The sequence below is a fragment of the Clostridium sp. L2-50 genome, assembly GCF_000154245.1.
GTDB lineage: Bacteria > Bacillota > Clostridia > Lachnospirales > Lachnospiraceae > Coprococcus.
This window is the reverse complement of sequence record NZ_DS480316.1, coordinates 122246-143828: the sequence shown is the minus strand read 5'-3', so window position 1 is coordinate 143828 and position 21583 is coordinate 122246. Positions and strand designations below refer to the sequence as shown.

At 39.2% G+C, this 21583-nt stretch carries 24 protein-coding genes and 1 tRNA gene; 5 read left to right on the top strand and 20 right to left on the bottom strand.

Features of this window, described 5'->3' with window-relative positions; all coding sequences use genetic code 11:
• Positions 1–46 precede the first annotated feature (46 nt).
• The 16 genes from hisD to CLOL250_RS03760 form a co-directional block, all read right to left on the bottom strand.
• On the bottom strand, positions 47–1336 hold the full coding sequence (gene hisD, locus CLOL250_RS03835; RefSeq protein WP_008400809.1) for a histidinol dehydrogenase: 1290 nt from the start codon (positions 1334–1336) through the stop codon (positions 47–49).
• 2 nt (positions 1337–1338) lie between these two features.
• Positions 1339–1986 carry an ATP phosphoribosyltransferase gene (gene hisG / locus CLOL250_RS03830; RefSeq protein WP_008400808.1) on the bottom strand — a complete coding sequence of 216 codons (648 nt, stop codon included), beginning with the start codon at positions 1984–1986 and terminating at the stop codon, positions 1339–1341.
• A gap of 67 nt (positions 1987–2053) precedes the next feature.
• A complete protein-coding gene (hisZ, locus tag CLOL250_RS03825) occupies positions 2054–3310 on the bottom strand; it encodes an ATP phosphoribosyltransferase regulatory subunit (RefSeq protein ID WP_044944955.1) in 1257 nt (418 codons plus the stop codon).
• 127 nt (positions 3311–3437) lie between these two features.
• On the bottom strand, positions 3438–3971 hold the full coding sequence (locus CLOL250_RS03820) for a Holliday junction resolvase RecU (protein ID WP_008400805.1): 534 nt from the start codon (positions 3969–3971) through the stop codon (positions 3438–3440).
• Between the two features lie 58 nt (positions 3972–4029).
• Positions 4030–5016, bottom strand: a complete 987-nt coding sequence (locus tag CLOL250_RS03815) for an RluA family pseudouridine synthase (RefSeq protein ID WP_008400804.1) — start codon at positions 5014–5016, stop codon at positions 4030–4032.
• A gap of 9 nt (positions 5017–5025) precedes the next feature.
• A complete protein-coding gene (locus CLOL250_RS03810) occupies positions 5026–5601 on the bottom strand; it encodes a hypothetical protein (protein ID WP_008400803.1) in 576 nt (191 codons plus the stop codon).
• A 78-nt stretch (positions 5602–5679) separates the two neighbouring features.
• A complete protein-coding gene (locus tag CLOL250_RS03805) occupies positions 5680–6438 on the bottom strand; it encodes an SDR family NAD(P)-dependent oxidoreductase (RefSeq protein ID WP_044944953.1) in 759 nt (252 codons plus the stop codon).
• Complete coding sequence (locus CLOL250_RS03800; protein WP_008400801.1) at positions 6435–7817, bottom strand: RsmF rRNA methyltransferase first C-terminal domain-containing protein; 1383 nt, start codon at positions 7815–7817, stop codon at positions 6435–6437. The genes CLOL250_RS03805 and CLOL250_RS03800 overlap by 4 nt, the downstream gene beginning before the upstream one ends.
• A 3-nt stretch (positions 7818–7820) precedes the next feature.
• Positions 7821–8621 (bottom strand): GTP pyrophosphokinase, encoded by an 801-nt coding sequence (locus CLOL250_RS03795; protein WP_008400800.1) that lies wholly within the window; start codon positions 8619–8621, stop codon positions 7821–7823.
• Between the two features lie 27 nt (positions 8622–8648).
• Positions 8649–9479 carry a tetratricopeptide repeat protein gene (locus CLOL250_RS03790; protein WP_008400798.1) on the bottom strand — a complete coding sequence of 277 codons (831 nt, stop codon included), beginning with the start codon at positions 9477–9479 and terminating at the stop codon, positions 8649–8651.
• 15 nt (positions 9480–9494) lie between these two features.
• A complete protein-coding gene (locus CLOL250_RS03785) occupies positions 9495–10673 on the bottom strand; it encodes a phosphoribosylaminoimidazolecarboxamide formyltransferase (RefSeq protein WP_008400796.1) in 1179 nt (392 codons plus the stop codon).
• Between the two features lie 27 nt (positions 10674–10700).
• On the bottom strand, positions 10701–11414 hold the full coding sequence (locus CLOL250_RS03780) for an IMP cyclohydrolase (RefSeq protein WP_008400795.1): 714 nt from the start codon (positions 11412–11414) through the stop codon (positions 10701–10703).
• Between the two features lie 114 nt (positions 11415–11528).
• Complete coding sequence (trxA, locus tag CLOL250_RS03775; protein WP_008400794.1) at positions 11529–11846, bottom strand: thioredoxin; 318 nt, start codon at positions 11844–11846, stop codon at positions 11529–11531.
• Between the two features lie 333 nt (positions 11847–12179).
• Positions 12180–14669 carry a ferrous iron transporter B gene (feoB, locus tag CLOL250_RS03770; RefSeq protein WP_008400792.1) on the bottom strand — a complete coding sequence of 830 codons (2490 nt, stop codon included), beginning with the start codon at positions 14667–14669 and terminating at the stop codon, positions 12180–12182.
• A gap of 97 nt (positions 14670–14766) precedes the next feature.
• Positions 14767–14988, bottom strand: coding sequence for a FeoA family protein (locus CLOL250_RS03765; RefSeq protein ID WP_008400791.1), 222 nt, complete (start codon positions 14986–14988; stop codon positions 14767–14769).
• A gap of 160 nt (positions 14989–15148) precedes the next feature.
• A complete protein-coding gene (locus tag CLOL250_RS03760) occupies positions 15149–15361 on the bottom strand; it encodes a FeoA family protein (protein WP_044945044.1) in 213 nt (70 codons plus the stop codon).
• 261 nt (positions 15362–15622) lie between these two features.
• On the opposite strand from CLOL250_RS03760, the gene CLOL250_RS13635 reads away from it, so the two are divergent.
• Positions 15623–15769, top strand: a complete 147-nt coding sequence (locus CLOL250_RS13635) for a FeoB-associated Cys-rich membrane protein (protein ID WP_008400788.1) — start codon at positions 15623–15625, stop codon at positions 15767–15769.
• 79 nt (positions 15770–15848) lie between these two features.
• Entirely contained in the window at positions 15849–16226 is a 378-nt protein-coding gene (locus CLOL250_RS03755; RefSeq protein WP_008400787.1) for a metal-dependent transcriptional regulator, read from the top strand.
• Between the two features lie 48 nt (positions 16227–16274).
• Here CLOL250_RS03755 and CLOL250_RS03750 read toward each other — a convergent pair whose 3' ends face one another.
• On the bottom strand, positions 16275–17972 hold the full coding sequence (locus CLOL250_RS03750) for a S8 family peptidase (RefSeq protein WP_008400786.1): 1698 nt from the start codon (positions 17970–17972) through the stop codon (positions 16275–16277).
• Between the two features lie 332 nt (positions 17973–18304).
• On the opposite strand from CLOL250_RS03750, the gene CLOL250_RS03745 reads away from it, so the two are divergent.
• The gene (locus tag CLOL250_RS03745; RefSeq protein WP_008400785.1) at positions 18305–18757 is read left to right on the top strand and encodes a sigma-E processing peptidase SpoIIGA; all 453 of its coding nucleotides are present in this window, start codon (positions 18305–18307) and stop codon (positions 18755–18757) included.
• The gene (gene sigE / locus CLOL250_RS03740; RefSeq protein WP_008400784.1) at positions 18735–19472 is read left to right on the top strand and encodes an RNA polymerase sporulation sigma factor SigE; all 738 of its coding nucleotides are present in this window, start codon (positions 18735–18737) and stop codon (positions 19470–19472) included. The genes CLOL250_RS03745 and sigE overlap by 23 nt, the downstream gene beginning before the upstream one ends.
• 7 nt (positions 19473–19479) lie before the next feature.
• On the opposite strand, the gene CLOL250_RS03735 is transcribed toward sigE, so the two are convergent.
• The gene (locus CLOL250_RS03735) at positions 19480–19701 is read right to left on the bottom strand and encodes a hypothetical protein (protein WP_147554280.1); all 222 of its coding nucleotides are present in this window, start codon (positions 19699–19701) and stop codon (positions 19480–19482) included.
• A gap of 76 nt (positions 19702–19777) precedes the next feature.
• On the opposite strand from CLOL250_RS03735, the gene CLOL250_RS03730 reads away from it, so the two are divergent.
• Positions 19778–19861, top strand: a tRNA-Leu gene (locus CLOL250_RS03730).
• 225 nt (positions 19862–20086) lie between these two features.
• On the opposite strand, the gene CLOL250_RS03725 is transcribed toward CLOL250_RS03730, so the two are convergent.
• Together CLOL250_RS03725 and CLOL250_RS03720 are read right to left on the bottom strand one after the other, a co-directional pair.
• Positions 20087–20977 (bottom strand): class B sortase, encoded by an 891-nt coding sequence (locus CLOL250_RS03725; RefSeq protein ID WP_008400782.1) that lies wholly within the window; start codon positions 20975–20977, stop codon positions 20087–20089.
• Positions 20978–21077: 100 nt separating this feature from the next.
• On the bottom strand, positions 21078–21530 hold the full coding sequence (locus CLOL250_RS03720; RefSeq protein WP_008400781.1) for an NUDIX hydrolase: 453 nt from the start codon (positions 21528–21530) through the stop codon (positions 21078–21080).
• Positions 21531–21583 lie beyond the last annotated feature (53 nt).

The window sequence follows — 21583 nt, the reverse complement described above, 5'->3', positions numbered from 1 at the left end:
ACTGATAATACAGACGCCTGTGCAATCTTGGTTTCATATTATACCACTATTCAAATCTTACTGCAATAGAATTAGCATGTGCTGTAAGCTGCTCTGATTTTGCAAAGCTTTCAATGTCCTCATGTACCTCTTCAAGAGCTTCTCTGGAATAATAGATGATACTGGATTTCTTAATGAAATCATCCACACTTAACGGGGAGAAGAACTTCGCTGTTCCGTTTGTTGGAAGTACATGGTTCGGTCCGGCAAAATAATCACCCAATGGTTCGGATGAATATTCACCGATGAAGATCGCACCGGCATTCTTGATTCTTGTCATGACATCAAATGGATTTGCAGTTACAATCTCCAGATGTTCGGAGGCAATTGCATTTGCTGTTTCAACCGCATCTGCCATATTATCGGCTAATAAGATGTAGCCGTATGTATCAATAGATTTCCGTATGATCTCTTTTCTGGATAATACTTCTATAAATTCATCAACCTGTGCTGATACCTTTTCGGCAAGTTCTTTTGAAGTTGTGATCAGAATGGCGGATGCCATCTCATCATGTTCGGCCTGCGATAACAGATCGGCAGCAACATATCTTGGATTTGCAGTCTCATCTGCAATTACAAGGATCTCGGATGGACCTGCGATCGAATCGATGCTGACATGTCCGTATACCGCACGTTTTGCAAGTGCAACGAAGATATTTCCGGGTCCTACGATCTTATCAACCTTTGGAATGGATTCCGTTCCATATGCAAGAGCCGCGATTGCCTGTGCGCCGCCTGCCTTGTAGATAGCAGTCGCACCGGCTTCATTTGCTGCAACCAATGTAGTCGCATATACTTCACCCTCGCTGTTACAAGGAGTGGTCATTATAATATTTTTAACACCTGCTACCTTTGCAGGCATAATGTTCATCAATACGGAAGATGGATACACAGCTTTTCCGCCCGGTACATATACTCCGACAGATTCCAATGCTGTTACCTTCTGTCCAAGCATGATACCTTTCGGATCAGAATCAAACCAGCTGTACTGACGCTGTTTTTCGTGATAGGTACGAATGTTTTCTTTTGCTTTTCTGATAACCTCGATCAGCTTCTCATCAACCTGTGTATAAGCATATTCAATCTCTTCTTTTGTAACCAGAACATTTCCGGCATTGATATCTGCTTTATCAAACTGCTTTGTATATCCAAATAACGCCTCGTCTCCACGGTCTCTGACATCATTTACGATCTTCTCTACTGTATCTGCATAAGATCCAAAATTGCTTGGGCTTCTTTTTAACAGATCTTTTAAAATGTTCTTTCTGGTTTCTTCCGTCAGATTTACAATTCTCATTTTTATGCCTCCTTATTAATTAACGAATTCAGATCAGCAAGCAGCTTTCTAATTCTCTCATTTTCCATCTTTAAGCTTACCTGATTTACAACCATTCTTGCAGATAACGGACAAACTTCTTCTAAAACTTCCAGTCCGTTTTCGCGAAGGGTGCTTCCGGTCTCGACGATATCAACGATCACCTCCGATAAGCCAACGATCGGCGCAAGCTCGACCGAACCGTTTAATTTGATGATCTCAACCGTCTGGTTCTTCTGATTATTAAAATAATCTTTTGCAATATTCGGATATTTGCTGGCAACACGGATGATCTCATTTTTCTTCAATAATTCTTTTGCTTTATGAGGACCGCAGACACACATCCGGCATTTACCGAATCCGAGATCCATTACCTCGTACAGGTTTCTGCCTTCTTCTAATATCGTATCCTTACCAACTACACCAATATCTGCTGCACCGTATTCTACATAGGTTGGCACATCTGTTGCCTTTGAAAGGAAGAACTTCAGCTTCAGTTCTTCATTTATAAAAATCAGCTTTCTGGTATCCGGGTCTTTCATCTCATCGCAGGTAATTCCTATCTGTTCAAGCAATGCAAGGGTTTTCTTTGCAAGTCTGCCCTTTGCAAGCGCAAATGTTAAATATCTCATTGATTTATCTCTCCAATCTATCCATCGATCAAATTCTAATTTTGAATTTCTTTCTGCTTTTGTCCGCTTATTTCAGGGATGCGATTGCCACCTCGTTCTCATCACCGGACACAAGATCAAATACCTTGACCGTATCACTGTTTTCAAAATAAAACAGTCCGGAGAAATGCTCTCTTTTTGCATATTCCAGATAATCGTCCACTGACTTTCTGACAGATTTGCGTATCAATTCAATCTTCTTATCATTCTGGCGCATAGACTTACCAAGGCTGATCGCAGGCTCCTGATTCTCGATATCATAGAGAATGATCGTATTCGAATATTCAACCGAAACCTCGATATTCTGTCTGGACAGTGCCATGATCAGTTCTTCTACGGTAAATGCAAAACCAATAGACGGTGCATCTTTGCCGAACTGCTTTAACAGGTTATTATATCGTCCACCTTTTACAACGGCATCTCCGGTTCCGTAGGTGTATCCGCGGAAGATCACGCCGGTATAATAGTTATAACCATTTAACATACTGAGATCAAAGCCGATATATTTGTCATATCCATAACAGCATAACGCTTTATGGATTCTCTGTAATCTGTGAACGGCTGCAAGTGATACCGGATTCGTAACCAGCTTCTCTGCTTCCTCTAACATGGATTCTCCACCGAATAAAGAGTCAAACGCAAGAAAGGCTTTCTTTAAAACAGGGCTCATATCCAGCTTCTTTAAATATTCCTCCAAACCAAAGAAGTTCTTGATATTGATATATTCTTTGATCTGAAGCTCCTCAGCTTCTGTAATTCCGGCTTCTGCGACGATTCCCTTAAAGTAATCGATCTGTCCGATCTCGATCTGGAACTCATCGATTCCAAGTGCCTTAAAAGAATCAACAACGGTTGCTATGATCTCTGCATCTGCCGCAGATGAATCATCATTTATAAGCTCGGCACCGATCTGTGTTACTTCCTTTAATTTACCCTGTAATTTTCTCGGGTTTGAATAAGTATTACCCGTATAACACAGACGGATCGGTAACTGTTCGTCCTTATAATATTTTGCTACACATCTTGCAATACTCGGTGTGATATCGGGGCGTAATACCAGTGTATTATTATCACGATCAAAGAATTTGTACATTTCATTTGACGGTGCAGATCCCTTATCACGGTTAAATATATCAAAATATTCAAATGTAGGTGTCTCTATATCATGATAGCTGTATAACTCCAGAGTATGATGCAGTTTTTCAATAATCTTTCTTTTCTTTTTACATTCTACATCATAAGTGTCTCTTACTCCATCCGGAGTCTGCAACAGTTTGTCCTGCATCTTTTTTCCTCCTTGTATCCACATATCACTTTACTACATTGAAGTGATAACATGGTAATTAGTTATTTTAACAATGTGCTCATTATAGGGGAGCAGTCGATATTTGTCAAGATTTTTTCCTGAACCCTTATGCTCTTAACTGCAAATCTTTATCGAGAAGCTCAAGATAATGAACCAATGCACCGTTTTTTGCATGAATAAAGAAATCCGGATTCAGTTCTTCATATTTGAAATTCTTTGCATGTCCCTCATTCACGCGATCCATATAAGTCTTTAATTCCGAAAAACGTAAATAGTAATATTTGTTTCTATGCGTAAAAAATATGATCAGGAAGCTGACTCCCTGCTGTTCCTCATACTCTTTCATAAAATGATACTGATGCTCATGTATATTCTGTAAGGAAAACGTATCAACCGCACATTCCTTCGCATCGAAGCATATCGGAATGCCCTGTACGACACCGATGTAATCGACCGTAGAATCTTTTTCAAAATACGCCAGTGTGATCTGGCTGCTGTCTTTATCCATACGGATCGGTTTGATCGGAGTCGGGATCTTCTGGACAACTGCCAGCTTCTTTTCCCGATAATATTCATTTGTATAATTAATCAGTTCCTCAAGTGAGGAACCACGAAGTCCTCTGGAATTCCAAGTTGCCATCCGATTCTGCCTCTTTATCTTTTATCTGATTCTGATCTTACTAAAGTTATTATCCAAATTACCCAAATAAATCTTTTTCGATCGTCCGAAACGGTTCCGGAAGAAATGCCGAATACTCTTTCCCGCCCAGATAAGAAAGCGGACCGTCTGTTTCTTTAAATATAATGTTTCCGCAATGAAGAAGCTGATGCTTTACATGATAAGAATCTGAAAAATACCGGTTCACTTCAGGTATGCCATACTTTGTATCACCGACTACCGGGTATCCCAGATGCTTTAATTGCGCACGGATCTGATGAGACTTACCTGTGATAAGCTCAACCTTTACCAACGTATAATCATCATTTTTTTTAACCGGATAAAAGATTGAATGGATTTCTTCACTCTTGCCCTGTTCCCATGGACGATCCGATATCCGGACTTTGTTTTTTGCATTATCCTTCTGTAGATAACAGGTACTGTCAAGCTTCTGCGTCAGGCGTCCCCGTACAAGTGTATAATAATATTTATGTAATAGATGTTCTCTTATAATTCTGGATAATTCCTGACTTCCGGTAAGACTCACCCCACAAAGAATGAGTCCGGATGTATTGCGGTCTAAACGGTTGCATACAGACGGACGATAGGTTCTTAATTCTTCAGTTGTGATATGACCACTGTCGAGCAGATAGTCGATCAATGCTTCATTAAAGGAGTAGTCATCTTTTGATGCTTTCTGTGACAAAACGCCGGCCGGCTTATCTGCAATCAGAATATTTTCATCCGAATAGATGATCTCGACCGGAATCTTCTTTTTAGAGGAAGTGCAGTCTGTCCCGCTGACATCTTCCCGGAAATTGGCGATCGTTTCATCGGACATATAGATCTGGATCGTATCTCCGATATAGATGTATTCGTTTCCTTCAATTTTCTTATTGTTCAATTTGATGTTTTTCTTTCGCATCATCTTATAAACAAAGCTTGACGGTGCCTTATTCAGATATTTCAAAAGAAATTTATTTACACGCTGTCCTGCTTCATTCTGCGATATAATGATCTCTTTCATGCCCGGCTCCTATACACCAAGTTCAAATATTTTTTCACGCATAGACTGATCCTTTACTACGTAATCTTCATCCGGTTCTTTGATCGCCTCTGCCTTTTTTATAAATTCATCTACGGTTAACGCTGTAATAATAACATACGGTTTCTTTATCATTTCAAAGGAACGTGCAATTTCTTTTTTCAGGAATTCCACATCAGGAATCTTCTTATCAAATGCTTTCTGATACAAGAACAACATTCTGCCATCCCGTACGATCACGGCAGGGAAAAACATCATTCCCTCGTATCGACTGATTGAGATATCATACAGGATGCCGTCCCGGTTCTCATAATGGATCCCTTTTTCTATTTTCTTGTGTTCTTCCTCTGTTAAAGGCTTGAATTTGGAGCACATGATAAGTGCTACGATCTGTTTGGCAAATGGCAGACTGATCAATATCGGAAGTATGATGATCAAGGTTTTTGTTGTTTTAAACATAACAAGCGAAAGAATTACTCCTGTAAGGATCATAACACCAAGTATAATAATACTGGTTATGATCTTTTTCTTATGTTTTTTTATATATCCATACTGTCCTTTTTCCATTGTTTTTGTCCTGTTCTGTTTTTATTATAATGTTCTTCAAATCCCCGGTAAATCTTTGTATTAACCGGATATCTGTCTCTATTTGATCATGGAAACGATCCAGTCATTCGGCAGCAGCTTTGTTACGACCTTGAACGCTTTCATCGTTATGCTGTAGGTAGATTCTGTCTTCAGATAATATGCATCAAATAAGGCACGTTTTACTACATTTTTTGCTTCTACACGGAACAATCTTTTAAATGCCTTTGTATGGGAATATTTCTCGGCTACATCAAAAAACTCAGTATTAACCGGTCCAGGACATACTGCTGTCACTGTAATGCCTCTGTCCTCCAATTCTTTATTTAATGCCTTGGAAAAGCTTCTTACCATTGATTTTGTTGCTGCATATACAGCGAAAGATGGCTGTGGCAGATATGCCGCAGATGATGCAATATTAATGATATTGCTCTGTTCTTTCATATATGGCAGAGTAATCTTCGTCATGGCAACTAAAGCCTTACAGTTAACATCGATCATTCCTGTAAGTTCCTCGCATACAACATCCTCTACATGTCCCATAATGCCATAACCGGCTGCGTTTACCAGAACACGCACCCATGGATGCTCCTTTGCAAGCATCTTCTTATAGGATTCAAGATCATCCTGCTTTGTTACATCCAGCGGAAGAACAATAACCTTCTTGCCTTCAATCTCTCTTTCTAAGGCATACAAGCGTTCTGTACGTCTGGCGATCACCCATATTTCATCAATCGTCTTATATTTTTCACTGATCTGAACAACAAACTCTCTGCCCAATCCGGAAGAAGCTCCGGTAACGACTGCTATTTTACTCATGACATCATCCTCCATCCAGATAAATACTTATTTTTTAACGTTCCGTTTGTATTTTTTGCCCATCCAAGCGGATATCCGTCCACCAGAACAAGCACGTATCCATTTTTAATTTTCTGATCCGATGCTTCGATCGTCTCGCCTTTCAGATATCTAAAAACACGGTCATCTGAAGAAGTCAGATTTACTTCATTATCAAACTGTCCCTGCCGCAGATACATGGCAAGTGACTGACTCGGTTCAAACCGGTTCTTCTTGATCTCGCCAAGGAACAAGCCCTGTCTTAACATCCGAAGCCCAGATACATCCGGCATACATTCTGCCATGTAATACAGTCTTCCGTTATTTTCCTCAATATATGCAGACTTAATTCCTGCATCAGCCGAAATATGTGTAAAAAATTCTTCCGCATTTTTATCCGGCTTACAGCCTCTGTGAATCCATGACTGAAACACCTGTGTCTGCTCTGCCTCTTTTTTATGGATAAGTGCAACGAAATGGCCTTCCCCTTCGATATGATGCGGCCATAATCTTGCACATTTCTCAAGCTCTGCATTTTCGGTCTTTCCCCATGCCGGATTTCCATTGCAAAAGCCCGGATACTTCGGAACTTCGATTAATTCTAATGTATCATCCAGTGATAAAAGATATTCGATTGACTGTTCATTTTCTTCCGGAGAAAACGTACAGGTCGAATACAGCATGGTTCCGCCCGGCTTTAACATTTTTACAACTTCATTTAAAATTCCTCGCTGTAAACCGGCAAATAACTCAACGCCATTGTTCTCCCACGCTGTTACCATTGACTGGGATTTACGGAACATTCCTTCACCGGAGCAAGGCGCATCAATCAAAATTTTATCAAAGGTCTGATAGAATTTTGTGCTCAGCTTATTCGGAGCTTCACTTACCACACACATATTACCGATTCCGAATAATTCCAGATTCTTTAGCAATGCCTTGGCTCTGGAATTACTGATATCATTTGAGATCAGGAACCCGGTTCCATGAAGTTTTGCTGCAAGCTCGGTTGATTTACCTCCCGGTGCTGCACAGATATCAAGAACCACATCCCCGTCTTCAACAGGAAGAATACTCGCCGGTGCCATCGCACTCGGTTCCTGAATATAATAAAGCCCTGCATAATAATATGGATGTTTGGATGGTGTACATGCTTTATCATCATAATAAAAACCATTTGTTGTCCATGGTACAGGCTTTAATTCAAATGGAGAGATCTTTAAGAAATCTTCCACACTGATTTTATTTGTATTCACACGAAGTCCATGATGCATGCCCTGATCCAGACAATTCATATATGCTTCATATTCGTCTCCTAATTGTGTCTTTATCCTGTTTGTAAATGACTCCGGTAAGTTCATAATCTATAACCCCTGTGCTTTGTATCCTTCTGCGATAATATCAAGCTGTTTGGAAAAATCCTCCAGCTTTTCCAGATCATCCTTCTGGTAAATATCATAAAATTCATTCTGTATCTTTACAACCTCTCGCTGATTACCGACATAATACAGATTTTGTATATTAGTCAGTATATCTGCTACTACAGATGCCTTATAATTAAATGAATTCTGTGCATCCATAATCTCGCCACGAACAGATGACATCTCTTTATCCAGTGCAACGGTTGCATTTGCTGCATTTAACAGTTTTTCCCGGATATGCTCCGGCATATTGTGACGATATTTATACTGAAGAGAATGTTCGATCGTCGCCCAGAAATCCATTGCCATTGTACGTATCTGGATCTCTGCCTGGATTGTCTGCAGTCCCTTGATCGTATAAACATCATAATTCAGTATAATATGATAACTTCTGTATCCGCTTGCCTTTACATTTGTAATATAGTCTTTCTCTTCTCGGATTGACATATCCTTGCGATTTCTTATGATCTCTACAACCTTGTAGATATCCTCTTCAAACTGGCACATAATACGGATTCCTGCGATATCATCCATTTCTTCCACGATATGATCCATCGGAATATGTTTCTTCTGCATCTTATCCAAAATACTTGAAATTCTTTTCACACGTCCGGTCACATTCTCGATCGGAGAATACATTCCCTGACTGCGGTAATCTTTTATGATATGCTTAAATTTCAGAAGCAGTTCATCTACTGCCTGCTCATATGGAGATAAGATCTCCTTCCATAATTGTATTTCCATGAATAAAATGCCTCCTGCCAATTCTATCTATTCATCATCATGGGATACTCTGGTGTAAAGGAAATTATATTCATCTGCACCCGCCTGATAATCGGGATACAGATTATATAATTCTTTTGCAAGCTCATATGCTTTATCATAATCCTGTATCTTCTCATAATATGTGATCTCCTGTAAACGGAGTTCCTTTTGGAATGTGTTATCACTGGCCAGACCATTATTGATATAGCCGTATGCGTTATCCAGTTCGCCGATACTGATATAATATGCCGCATATTGTGCATACAGATAAGAATTATATCCATATTTTTTTATATACTTCTCATAATTTTCAAACATATGCTCGGAATCATCCATGGAAGCATAACAGGTTCCGATATAAAGATATAATTCCGGATAATCTTTAACATACTGTTCCAGAACCGGAAGTGCTCCGGCATAATTCGAATCTGAGAAATCCGATAACGCCTGAGCAATCTCCTGCATCTTCTTCACATCCTTCTTATCCGCTGATGTCTTCTGAAGGATCGTATCGTATTCATCTACCGCTTTTTTATAATCTGCAGTTTTCATATAGATATCTGCAATATAAAGTCTGGTATTCTTATCCTTGTTTTGAGAAAAAATCTGTTTTTCCGAAAGAGCTTCTGTGAATTTATCAAGAGCTTTGTCATATTCCGAATTCTGATAATATGTAAGTCCTTCATCAAAATACCGATCTTTATGTGATATTAATTTTGAAAGAATCACAACAGCAGCAAAAATAATGATCGCACATGCAAGCAAAAATATAAATACTTTTCCAAAATCAATATTGGATCTTTTCTTTCTGCGTCGTCTTCTGTTTCTTCTTGCCATATCTGTCGCTCCTGATTAGTGATGGAATAAACGGATACCTGTAAATACCATTACCATTCCATATTTATCACATGCTTCGATCACAAGATCATCTCTGACAGATCCACCCGGCTGAGCAATGTACGCAACACCACTCTTCTTCGCACGTTCAATGTTATCTGAGAATGGGAAGAATGCATCAGAACCAAGTGTAACATTCTGATTTCCGGCAAGCCATGCTTTCTTTTCTTCTGCTGTGAATACTTCCGGCTTTACCTTGAAACGCTTCTGCCATTCGCCATCACGGAGAACATCCTCATATTCATCACCCATATATACATCGATCGCATTATCTCTGTCTGCACGTCCAAGTCCATCAACAAACTGAAGTCCCATAACCTGTGGAGACTGACGCAGCCACCAGTTATCTGCCTTCTGACCGGCAAGTCTTGTACAGTGGATTCTGGACTGCTGACCGGCTCCGATACCGATTGCCTGCCCGCCCTTTACATAGCACACGGAATTAGATTGTGTGTATTTTAATGTGATCAGTGCGATCTTCATATCGATAAGAGCTTCTTCCGGTATATTTTTATTCTCTGTTACAATATTGGATAAAAGATCCTTATCAATATTCAGTTCATTTCTTCCTTGTTCAAATGTAATTCCGAATACCTGTTTGCGTTCGATCTCAGCAGGAACATAGTTCTCATCAATCCGGATAATATTATAATTACCTTTCTTCTTCTGCATCAGAAGCTCCATAGCTTCGTCTGTATATCCGGGAGCGATCACACCATCGGATACCTCACGCTTAATGAGACGGGCTGTATCTGCATCACAGACATCTGACAATGCAATGAAATCACCAAAGGATGACATACGATCTGCACCTCTGGCTCTTGCATACGCACATGCAAGCGGTGACAGTTCACCAAGATCATCTACCCAGTAGATTTTTGCAAGTGTATCTGTAAGAGGAAGTCCTACCGCTGCACCTGCCGGTGATACATGCTTGAAGGATGTAGCTGCCGGAAGTCCGGTTGCTGCCTTTAATTCTTTAACAAGCTGCCAGCCATTAAATGCATCCAGAAAATTTATGTAGCCCGGCTTACCATTTAATACGGTAACCGGAAGATCACTTCCATCCTCCATATAGATTCTTGATGGCTTCTGATTTGGATTGCATCCGTATTTTAATTGAATTTCGTTCATTCTGTATTTCCTCCCGATTCGTGATAATTACTTGTTCTTATTGATGATTCTTGTCTCATACTTTCCTGTTGCGATATCGATATATCTGACAAACAGGGATACCTTATTGTCTTCATTCAGGCTTTCCCATACCATATTTGCAAATGTATCGATATCACCTGATATACCAACTAACTTCGGTTCTCCCTCAAAGCTTGGAAGTGGATTGTCATCATGCATATATGTATGAATAAAATGTCCTTCTCCGTTTGCGGGATTCTCATATGAAAATGTATATCGGTTGCATGCCGACGGATCTCCGTTATTGCTCTTTAAGATAGACATTGCATAGTCATACTGTCCGCCTTCGATATGCATAACTCCGGAAATTCTCGGTGTATAGTTTGGACCGTCCGGTTCAAACTCGCGGCATCTGAGTGACTGTTCAAATGTAAGCTCTTTATCCATTCCATCATAGATCGTATCGGTCTGATCACCATTTGTTACGATCGTCCGATTGCCAAGAACCCGAACCGGTGCGTAAATGATAAGGCTTGGATCCTCAAGCTTGGATGGATCAAATGCTTCTGTACGGATTCCTTCGCCCTCTGTAACAAATACACGATTTCTGGAATTCACACTTCTACCCATGATAAAGTATGCGGTAACTGCCTTTGTTCCGTCTTCCGAACGTCCGATCACGATTCCTCTGCCGGGATAAGAATTACCCTTAAGTTCCTCTGATAATGATAACATTTTCATTTGTAAACCTCCGTTTAGTAAATTAGTCAATTCATGTACCCATTTATCTGGTCGCTGTCTTTCATCTTATAATAATATGCTTTCTTTTGCAAGCGTTTTGGACTGCATTCTTATCTACTGAAACTGGCGGATTGCCTGAATCAGCTCGGATTTTGGAACTGCTCCCACGATTTTCTTTATAACTTCTCCATCTTTATATAATAAAAATGTTGGAATTGATACAACCTTGTTTGCAAGTGCAAGTTCCTGATTCTCATCTACATCTACCTTGCATACCTTTACCTCCGGAAATTCGTCAGCCAATTCTTCAACGATCGGTGCAACCATTCTGCATGGTCCGCACCAGGTGGCCCAGAAATCAACCAGCGTAAGTCCCTTTGCCTTTAAAACCTGATCTTCATATTCTTTTTCATTTAAATGTATAACTGCCATAGTAAAAACCTCCAATTCGTCATTCGTTAATTATACAGACATCTCAATCATCTTACATCTGTACTTTCAAAAAACATTTCTGACAAGTAAGTGTTCTTGTATTATAGTATACATTCATTTTCCTCTATCATATATTTATTTGTCAACTCATTTCACGGAGTTTTAATAAATATCTACATTTGTCATCTTGTCTGTCAATTCTATGAACGCCAGCCGACAGACAGGAATTTATATAAATCTGATTTCTGTATAATAACCGATACACAAAATGCGCGCTGCCACAAAGGGAAGCGCGCATCGTATTGTATGTGTATTATATGTTAGCCTTTATAATTATGCATTTAAGAATTCTTTGCTTGTCTTGACCTTCTTGTTTGGATCCGGACGGAATAACAGGAAGAAGAAAGCAACGATGATCAGGATTGCTACAACAGTGCCGATACCGAATGAGCATGCACCTGTGAAGAGTCCTGCAATTCTGTAAATAACAAGGGATACAAGGTATGCGAAACCACACTGATATCCGATTGCAAACCAGAACCATTTTGCACTGTTCATCTCTCTCTTAATAGCACCCATTGCTGCGAAACATGGAGCACAGAGTAAGTTGAATACGAGGAATGAGAAACCACTTGCTGTTGTGAATGCTTTTGCAAGCTCGCTGTATACAGTGCCTTCCCCACCACCATAAAGGATACCCATAGTACCAACGATGTTTTCCTTAGCAACAAGGCCTGTAATAGATGCAACAGTTGCCTGCCAGTCGCCCCATCCCTGTGGCTTGAAGATCCAGCAGATTGCTCCACCGATCTTAGCTAAGATACTGTGGTCGATCTGATCTTCTGAAAGCATCTGGAATTTACCATCCAGAATACCGAAGTATGTTGTGAACCATACAAAGATTGTTGAGAGGAGGATGATGGTACCGGCCTTCTTAATGAATGACCAGCCACGCTCCCACATACTTCTTAATACAGAACCGATTGTCGGGATATGGTAAGGAGGTAACTCCATAACGAATGGAGCAGGATCTCCTGCGAACATCTTTGTCTTCTTTAAGATAATACCGGAGCAGATAATTGCTGCAATACCGATAAAGTAAGCACTTGTAGCAACCAGTGAAGATCCACCGAAGATCGCACCTGCGATCATTGCAATAAACGGAACCTTAGCACCACAAGGAATAAATGTTGTTGTCATAACTGTCATACGACGGTCTTTTTCATTTTCAATTGTACGAGATGCCATGATACCAGGAACACCACAACCTACACCTACAAGAATAGGAATGAATGACTTTCCCGAAAGACCGAATTTTCTAAAGATACGGTCCATGATGAATGCGATACGTGCCATATAGCCACAGTACTCAAGGATTGCAAGTAAGATGAACAATACGAGCATCTGAGGTACGAAACCAAGTACAGCACCAACACCGGCGATTATACCGTCAAGGATCAGTCCCTTTAACCAGTCTGCACATCCGATCTTATCAAGACCTCTTTCCGCAAGATCAGGAATAGACGGAACGAACACACCATAATCAGCAGGATCGATCTCTGCCATTTCTGTCTTGTTGAAGTATTCTACTGCATCTAAATAAGACATAGCATTTGTCTTATCTTCTTTTGCACCAGCAGGTACTTCTGAATAATATACATCGATATCGTAAGTATCAAGAGTTTCTTCATCTTCCATCTGATACTTAACACTTGCTTCTGTATTTGTATTTGCTTCGATAGCTGCCTTTGTTGCATCAACATCTATAGCGTCTTCATCATCTGTTACAAGTACGCCGTATGCGTCAAGTGCATTTGTAGCTGCATCGTAATCACCGGATGCCTCTTCATAATCTTTGCTTCCGATACCGAATAAATGGAAACCGTCACCAAACAGATTATCATTTGTCCAGTCTGTGCACCATGCACCGACTGTTGACATCGCAATATAATAAACCAGCCACATTACAATGATGAAAATCGGAAGTGCAAGGATACGGTTTGTAACGATCTTATCAATCTTATCTGAGGTTGTAAGCTTTTCACCCTTTGTATTCTTCTTCACACATTTTCCGATGATAGATGAGATATATGCATATCTCTCACTGGTGATAATACTCTCTGTATCATCATCAAATTTGTCTTCCAGTGCTTTGATTTCATCTTTACAATCCGGAACACTGTCCATCTGCCCTGCAATCTTTGTATCTTTTTCAAGAAGCTTGATCGCAAAGAATCTCTTCTTTCTTTCTTCAACTGTAAGCTTTGCACTTACGCTGTCGATTGCATCTTCAACAGCCTGATCAAAGCTATGTACACGCTTATTCTGTACTTTCTTCTGTGCTGCCGCAACTGCTTTTTCTTTTACTTCATCAATTCCAGTACCCTTTAATGCAGAGATCTCTACAACCTCGCATCCAAGTGCATTGCTCAGGTTCTTGATATCAATCTTGTCACCATTCTTCTTTACAAGATCCATCATGTTAACTGCCATGATAACCGGGATTCCCAGCTCGATCAACTGTGTTGATAAGTACAGATTTCTTTCGATGTTCGTACCATCAATAATATTGATGATCGCATCCGGATATTCCTTGATCAGATAATTTCTGGCAACAACTTCCTCTAATGTATATGGAGAAAGTGAATAAATACCGGGAAGGTCAGTGATGATAATATCTTTGTGACCCTTTAATTTTCCTTCTTTTTTCTCTACTGTTACACCAGGCCAGTTACCTACATACTGGTTTGAACCTGTAAGTGCGTTAAATAATGTTGTCTTTCCACTGTTTGGATTACCTGCCAACGCTATTTTAACTGACATTTTTATGCTCCTTCCTTTTTGTCTGTCATTTTCTATGATTCATCAAATAAGTAAATCATCTGCTTCGTTGTCTGTAGGATCGGTACGATCCACACATTTATTCAACAACGATCATTTCGGCATCTGCCTTTCTTAAAGAAAGCTCATAACCGCGTACTGTTACTTCAACCGGATCACCAAGCGGTGCAACTTTTCTGACATAGATTTCTACACCTTTCGTGATTCCCATATCCATGATACGTCTCTTTACAGGTCCTTCGCCAACAAGTTTTGTTACCTTAACTGTCTGTCCGACGGCAACCTCTCTTAATGTCTTCATACCATTTTGCTCCTTCTTTTTCTTTATACATATAAGAACGTCTTCACATATTCAGACCGGATTCTGTGACGGCTTTTCTTCTTATACATTTGTGTATATAAACAATTGCACCGGCAGCTACCAATGTGCAAATACTTATATTTCTGTTTTTTCGGTATCCTTATACCATAATTTTGGCTGCCATATCTTTTCCGATGGCAACTCTGGATTCTTTTACATTTACAATCATGTTACCGTTTATCTCTGAAACAACTGTTACTTCTCCACCCACGACAAAACCAAGCTTCTCAAGAAACTGTCTTGTTTCATTTTTTCCACCAACTTTGGTAATGGTCTTTGTTTCTCCAATATTCATAAAAGTTAAAGGCATCATATTCCATCTTCTTTCATAATCGTATAAATTTATCATTAAGCAATATGCTGTTTCAAATTTCATCGTTAGTATATACTAACCCTCATTAGAAGTCAATAACATTTTTTAGAAAAATATAACATCATTTAGAAGCTTGTAACGTATCTTAGTCGTATATAACAAAGCTATATTCTTAAAATGCAAATTTATTTATTATGCTTGACATTTTCATATGGTTAGTTTAAACTAATTACGATTATAAAATTGAAAGGTTGGATTATTATGGAGAAATATATAGGTACTATTATTGTTGCTGCTATTATTATACTTGTGTGCGTACTTGCGATCCGTTCAATGGTAAAAGATAAAAAATCCGGAAAATCTGTTCAGTGCGGAGGAAACTGTAACAATTGTCACGGATGCCATTAGTTTTATCTTTCTTTCATTTGAACCTTATTCCGGTTTGTGATATAATTTTTTGTAAATAAATTTTTAATGGGGTAAAGCTATGTTAACAACGAATGAATCAGTTGAAAACTATCTGGAAACAATATTGGTATTAAGCAAGAAGCTGCCTGTTGTCCGTTCGGTTGATATCTCAAACGAACTTGGTTATAAGAAATCAAGCATCAGTGTTGCTATGAAAAATCTTCGTGAGAACAACTACATAACGATGAGTGATGCAGGTTTTATTTCACTCACCGATTCAGGAAAAGAAATTGCTGAGATGATATATGAACGACATGAGCTTCTCTCTGCCTGGCTTATACAACTTGGTGTTGATCCCGATATTGCATCTGCTGATGCCTGCAAGATCGAGCATGTGATCAGCAAAGAAAGCTTTAAAGCAATTAAAGATCATGTATTAAGCGGAGCCAATCACTAGCTTTTCTAGTGACTGGCTCTTTTTATGTGTTCCTTACGGCTCACATTTCTAACGGATAGAATTTTCTACACATAAAGTTCCCCAACCGATATATATGTTTGGATACTCTCTCGCTGATTTTATCCTTTTTGCTCCGCGGATCAACGAAGCCTTCAGCTTTTCTCCATACAGAAACGGATCGTTTCCGTTTACAATTCCCCACTGCATCAGCAAGCATGCAGATCCGGATACAAACGGAACAGCCATAGATGTTCCCGATGCAAAGGAATAATCATTTCCCGGATATGCAGTGTAAATATCCACACCGGGTGCAGCAAGATCCGGTTTGATCCTGTCATTTGCCGTATAACCTCTTCCTGAAAAATATGCAAAATCATCCACATTCTGATCATAAGCCGCTACCGTAATCAACCCTTCGGCAGTAGCGGGAATCGTAAGTGTCCCAAATTCTGTTGGATTCAGGAATTCCACATTTCCTGTAAGACTTGCCCGAATCGGCAGATAGGCATCTATCACCCCACTAACAATTTGCTTCGGGTGAATCAAGACCTTCCACTGCCCTTTATCTATATAATTTTTCTGTCCTTGAAATGATACAAATATTTCCTGATTACGGTTATACGGATTTGGCGTTCCATAGATTCCTTTTACAAAAGTGTTTCGATAGGATCCTGTTCCGATGTTTTGCGACTCACTTAAGGTCAGTATGATGTCTCCGTTTGGCGCAATGATCACAATATCAAAGCGGTCATTATAATTTTTCCATAACTGAAGATTAAATGAAGCTACATAGTCGCTTACAAGCAGATCAATCATACGATATGAAGTATTTCCGAGAATTACACGCTGATGCCTTCGGTTGATCGCATCATTTCCTGTTCCCGTCGATATTGAGCAGATAGCAAATCTGGACACATCGTTGATATAATTTTCAAGCAGCGAATCACCTTTATGGGAGCCGTAATTATTTCCATAACTGAGATTTATCGATATCGGTCGATTCATTTCGATTCCCGTCCGGATTGCATAGTCAATTCCAAGGATAAGACCAAGTGTAGTTGGGAGCTTAGATGCGGTATCGCTTCCGATCTTTACAACCAAAAGCTCTGTCTGAGGAGCAACGCCAATATTCGTACCGGCCGCAATAGCCGCAACCTGTGTTCCGTGCCCGGAACGATCCTCAGATGGAAGAATTCCTGCATAACTTCCATCCAGTATTGAATTCAATTCTTCATTTGTATAAATACGTCCCAGCTTATAAGTATTTGCATATGTATCCTGATATACCGCCTGCTGATCCCAAAAAGATAAAATTCTGCTTTTTCCATCCCTGACAAATTCATTATGTCTATAATCAATTCCCGAATCAATAATCGCAAAGATTGTTCCGTCACCATCCAGGCCGTAATTATTGATGAAAGTTCCGGACAGACAGGATGCATACTGAGCATAAGACACCTGCTGTTCCACACTTTTCGGTTTATCTATATAGATAATTCTGGGATCTGCTGCAAATGCATTCAAATACGCTTCTGAAATCTCAATAATTGCATAGCCTGCCAACAGATAATATATCTGCATCCGATACCGTTCCACCAGATCAGATATATCATCATTATATCGAATCAAAAGCTGCCATGTACTCTTCTCGGAACTGTATCCGATATACAGCTCTGCCTCGCTCTCGTTGTATGTATTTCTTGTCGATATCGCAAGCTCCAATTGCGTATCAATATTATTTTCCATTTTCAACTTCCACCCTGTTTTCAGGTATAATCTTTATCTGTTAATCATATGTTTTTTTACAGCAATTTAGAATATTCAAATCATTTTGTAAAATGTTGTTAATTGTTTGAAAACATCGAAAAATATAAATAAAGTTAGAACTTTTCCACATTATCAACAGATTTATACACAAAAATAAGATTTTCAGTCTAAAAAACAGGTATTTCATCCTATATTTATCCACATTTGTCATATACAGTCGGGATTCCTTGTTTTCAAATTCCCTAATACGACGAAATATTTCCCTGTATGTATATATAATTGCATTTGCAAAATAAAAGAAAGTAAATCATATGAACTATTTTTTTAATTTATTTATAGGCAGAAAACATCAGACAATACAGGCAAATGGCTTTATGGATACCGGAAATACCTTAAAAGACATTTCAACAGGAAAACACGTCGTCATTGCATCCCCTGAGATCATGTATGATCTTTTGCCCAGACAATACCATTACATTGTATATGACTACACAAACGGCACCCAGTCTTTCGATCGAAAATCAGCTTTATCAATGCCGGAAGGCATCCATCTGGTTCCATACCGGACAATCAGTTCTGAATCGGACCTAATGCTTGCTTTCGACTGTGATTTCTTCTTTATTAACAATCGGCTGATTCGAAACCGACCATTGATCGGGCTTAGCAGGCATACCTTACAAATCAGTCATATGTCCAAATGCATATTATTAAATTCAGCATATTTGAGAAAGGTAAGAAAAAATGATAAATACATTAGCAAATAACGATTTTAAATTTTCAGTAGTTTCAAATATTATGACTTTATTACCTGTATCCCGAAAGGATGTCCATTACATAGGCGGCTGTGATGTACTACCGGCTCCTCTTGAACCTTATGAAGAAAGTGCAATGGTTGCAGGTCTTGGAAACGGCGACGATCAAGAAATCAAAAAAATACTGATTGAACGAAATCTCCGTCTTGTAGTTTATATTGCAAAGAAATTTGACAACACCGGAATCGGTGTGGAAGATCTGATCTCGATCGGTACGATTGGTCTGATCAAAGCTATCAATACCTTTAAATGTGATAAAAATATTAAACTGGCAACATACGCCTCCAGATGTATCGAAAATGAAATCCTTATGTATCTGCGCAGAAACAGCAAGCTTCGTATGGAGATATCCATCGACGAACCGCTAAATGTTGACTGGGATGGCAACGAATTACTGTTATCCGATATTCTCGGCACGGATGAGGATACCGTCTATCGAAATATGGAAACCGAGATGGATCATTCTTTATTGGAGACCGCCGTCTCACATCTGTCGGAAAGGGAACGGACTATTATAGAACTGCGCTATGGTATTAATACTATCAATGGGATAGAACGCACCCAGAAAGAGGTGGCCGATCTTTTAGGGATCAGCCAGTCCTATATCTCAAGATTAGAGAAAAAGATAATAAAGAAATTGAAAAAAGAGATTATGAAAATGAGCTGACACCATCTTAATGATGGTAATCAGCCAACTTTCTCTTATAATCGTCTACCATCCGGCGCATCTTCTGATAATCTTTTTCTTTCAGATCACCAGATGCTTTAAAATCCTCTACCATCCGATCCAGTTCATTTAAAGCATCATGAGCCAGATCTTTATAGTTATTGGCAAGATTCATATTCATTTCCGTAAGCTTCGCGTTCAACTGTTGTTTTATATTACGTTTCATCATTGTTTCATACCTCATTTCAGGAAATAATTATTGACACTGTTTTTACCATGTGTTACTATTACAAAGGTTCACAAACGCCGGCATGTCGGAATTGGCAGACGAGGCAGACTCAAAATCTGTTGGTGGCAACATCGTGCGGGTTCAAGTCCCGCTGCCGGCACTTTCTAAATTTTTCCCAACTATGAATATAATTGAAAAAAGCTTGGTTTTAAGCTGTTTCTAGGCGCTTCATATTGTATCACATATGCAATTAAATGTAACATTTTGCCCCCTAAATGCAATATGTTTGCACCTTTTGCCCACCAGATTTGGTGGCTTTTTATTTATATGAGACTTAAGCTGCTCTGCAAATGTAATTTCGATTCCTATCGGTGCGCTGTCCCTGTTACTGTAATCGGCTGCTGTTATCAATCTTCTTTGCAACGACTACAAACCGTCCGTTATCTGTATGATATGCACAGGTTGATAATGTCAGCAGGTGATCACCATAAGAAGCTGTTTCTTCTATTGTATATGGTGTATTTACTTTTGCGCGGCTTACATAATCATCAAATGCTGTTCCCGATTCGGCATTAATAAAACTATATATATTATAATGCTCTGTATCATCTTCCGGATATGCCTTTGTATAAAAGGCTGCAATCACGGTATAAGTACCCGGTCCATCTAAAGTATCAAAAATGATCGTCTTATGTTCCTTATAGAAATTTTCATCCTCATATTTTAACAGATCGTGAAACATGCTTCCGGCTTTCATATTGTGACCATACAGGATAACATTATCAGATACTTCACCTGTCGGGCTGCAGTTTGCCGCTGCAAATAAAGTACCTGCCGCACTGTATTCTCCATTAAAGTTTCTGTGAATATAATACTCCTCATCATTCGGCGTATACATAACCGGATAATCGATCCTCGTTCCATAGATATAGAGCCAACCGATAAAATCAGGATTCTCCTCATATACCGAAGCATATTTTTTATAAACCTGCTTCTTCTGTACTGTTACATAGACAGGTTCTCCTTTATCATCTGTGCAGTCACCATCTTCTACCGTTTCCTTAATAGCCGAAAACGCTGTCTCCGCTTTATAATTCGTATAAAAATAGATACCCAGATAACCGCCGCAGCCAAGGAAGACCAGAATACACAGCACAAGTATGATATTTAAAAATAATCCATTCTTTTTTTTCATATTTTTTAACGAATCATCATAATCTGAATTCTGATCCGGCTGTCTCTTATCCATGTCTGCCTTTTCTTTTGATTCTTTCATTCGAATCGAGATCCTCCTTATGTAATTTTTATACAACTGTAATTTATTATTATAAAGTAAAAATCTGACTATTTCTAAATAAACAGTCAGATTTTAAACCTTAAAAATACTTTCTGCTTCCCCAAAGATTATTCCGTTTCAGTTCTACATACTCTGCATATGCCTGTTCCAGAATATCCTTTTCGTTCGGAAACTTCAGAAGGTGGTAGGCTTCATGATACTTGTAGTAACCGGAATCCACAAAATATTCTTCACGCTGCGGTTTGCTGTAATAGCTGTCCGCCATCATCAGATACCAGTGTACATCCTTGTTTACCACATCAAAAGCAGTATTAAATGTATAATTGCTTTTTCCTACATACTTAATAATAGATGCGCTAACACCTGTCTCCTCTTTTACTTCTCTGAGTGCAGTCTGGTTATGCTCTTCACCTTTTTCAACTGTACCCTTCGGGAGAACCCATCCTTCATATTTGTTTTTGTAGTTTTTGTACAGTAATAATACTTTTCCTCTGAAGATTACCACACCTCCGCAGCTTGTTGCTTCGATCACAGCAAATCCTCCTGTCTTTTCGGTGTTGTAAATGCTTCAAGTTCTACTCACAT

What these genes read in the sequence shown, in the direction of transcription:
- CLOL250_RS03750 (WP_008400786.1), bottom strand. Translation starts at nt 17,972, where the DNA reads ATGGAAAATAATATTGATACGCAATTGGAGCTTGCGATATCGACAAGA.
- CLOL250_RS03780 (WP_008400795.1), bottom strand. Translation starts at nt 11,414, where the DNA reads ATGAAAATGTTATCATTATCAGAGGAACTTAAGGGTAATTCTTATCCC.
- sigE (WP_008400784.1), top strand. Translation starts at nt 18,735, where the DNA reads ATGATAAATACATTAGCAAATAACGATTTTAAATTTTCAGTAGTTTCA.
- CLOL250_RS03725 (WP_008400782.1), bottom strand. Translation starts at nt 20,977, where the DNA reads ATGAAAGAATCAAAAGAAAAGGCAGACATGGATAAGAGACAGCCGGAT.
- CLOL250_RS03800 (WP_008400801.1), bottom strand. Translation starts at nt 7,817, where the DNA reads ATGAACTTACCGGAGTCATTTACAAACAGGATAAAGACACAATTAGGA.
- feoB (WP_008400792.1), bottom strand. Translation starts at nt 14,669, where the DNA reads ATGTCAGTTAAAATAGCGTTGGCAGGTAATCCAAACAGTGGAAAGACA.
- CLOL250_RS03820 (WP_008400805.1), bottom strand. Translation starts at nt 3,971, where the DNA reads ATGGCAACTTGGAATTCCAGAGGACTTCGTGGTTCCTCACTTGAGGAA.
- CLOL250_RS03735 (WP_147554280.1), bottom strand. Translation starts at nt 19,701, where the DNA reads ATGATGAAACGTAATATAAAACAACAGTTGAACGCGAAGCTTACGGAA.
- CLOL250_RS03790 (WP_008400798.1), bottom strand. Translation starts at nt 9,479, where the DNA reads ATGGCAAGAAGAAACAGAAGACGACGCAGAAAGAAAAGATCCAATATT.
- CLOL250_RS03815 (WP_008400804.1), bottom strand. Translation starts at nt 5,016, where the DNA reads ATGAAAGAGATCATTATATCGCAGAATGAAGCAGGACAGCGTGTAAAT.
- CLOL250_RS13635 (WP_008400788.1), top strand. Translation starts at nt 15,623, where the DNA reads ATGGAGAAATATATAGGTACTATTATTGTTGCTGCTATTATTATACTT.
- CLOL250_RS03755 (WP_008400787.1), top strand. Translation starts at nt 15,849, where the DNA reads ATGTTAACAACGAATGAATCAGTTGAAAACTATCTGGAAACAATATTG.
- trxA (WP_008400794.1), bottom strand. Translation starts at nt 11,846, where the DNA reads ATGGCAGTTATACATTTAAATGAAAAAGAATATGAAGATCAGGTTTTA.
- CLOL250_RS03805 (WP_044944953.1), bottom strand. Translation starts at nt 6,438, where the DNA reads ATGAGTAAAATAGCAGTCGTTACCGGAGCTTCTTCCGGATTGGGCAGA.
- CLOL250_RS03795 (WP_008400800.1), bottom strand. Translation starts at nt 8,621, where the DNA reads ATGGAAATACAATTATGGAAGGAGATCTTATCTCCATATGAGCAGGCA.
- CLOL250_RS03760 (WP_044945044.1), bottom strand. Translation starts at nt 15,361, where the DNA reads ATGATGCCTTTAACTTTTATGAATATTGGAGAAACAAAGACCATTACC.
- CLOL250_RS03785 (WP_008400796.1), bottom strand. Translation starts at nt 10,673, where the DNA reads ATGAACGAAATTCAATTAAAATACGGATGCAATCCAAATCAGAAGCCA.
- CLOL250_RS03765 (WP_008400791.1), bottom strand. Translation starts at nt 14,988, where the DNA reads ATGAAGACATTAAGAGAGGTTGCCGTCGGACAGACAGTTAAGGTAACA.
- hisZ (WP_044944955.1), bottom strand. Translation starts at nt 3,310, where the DNA reads ATGCAGGACAAACTGTTGCAGACTCCGGATGGAGTAAGAGACACTTAT.
- CLOL250_RS03810 (WP_008400803.1), bottom strand. Translation starts at nt 5,601, where the DNA reads ATGGAAAAAGGACAGTATGGATATATAAAAAAACATAAGAAAAAGATC.
- hisG (WP_008400808.1), bottom strand. Translation starts at nt 1,986, where the DNA reads ATGAGATATTTAACATTTGCGCTTGCAAAGGGCAGACTTGCAAAGAAA.
- hisD (WP_008400809.1), bottom strand. Translation starts at nt 1,336, where the DNA reads ATGAGAATTGTAAATCTGACGGAAGAAACCAGAAAGAACATTTTAAAA.
- CLOL250_RS03745 (WP_008400785.1), top strand. Translation starts at nt 18,305, where the DNA reads ATGAACTATTTTTTTAATTTATTTATAGGCAGAAAACATCAGACAATA.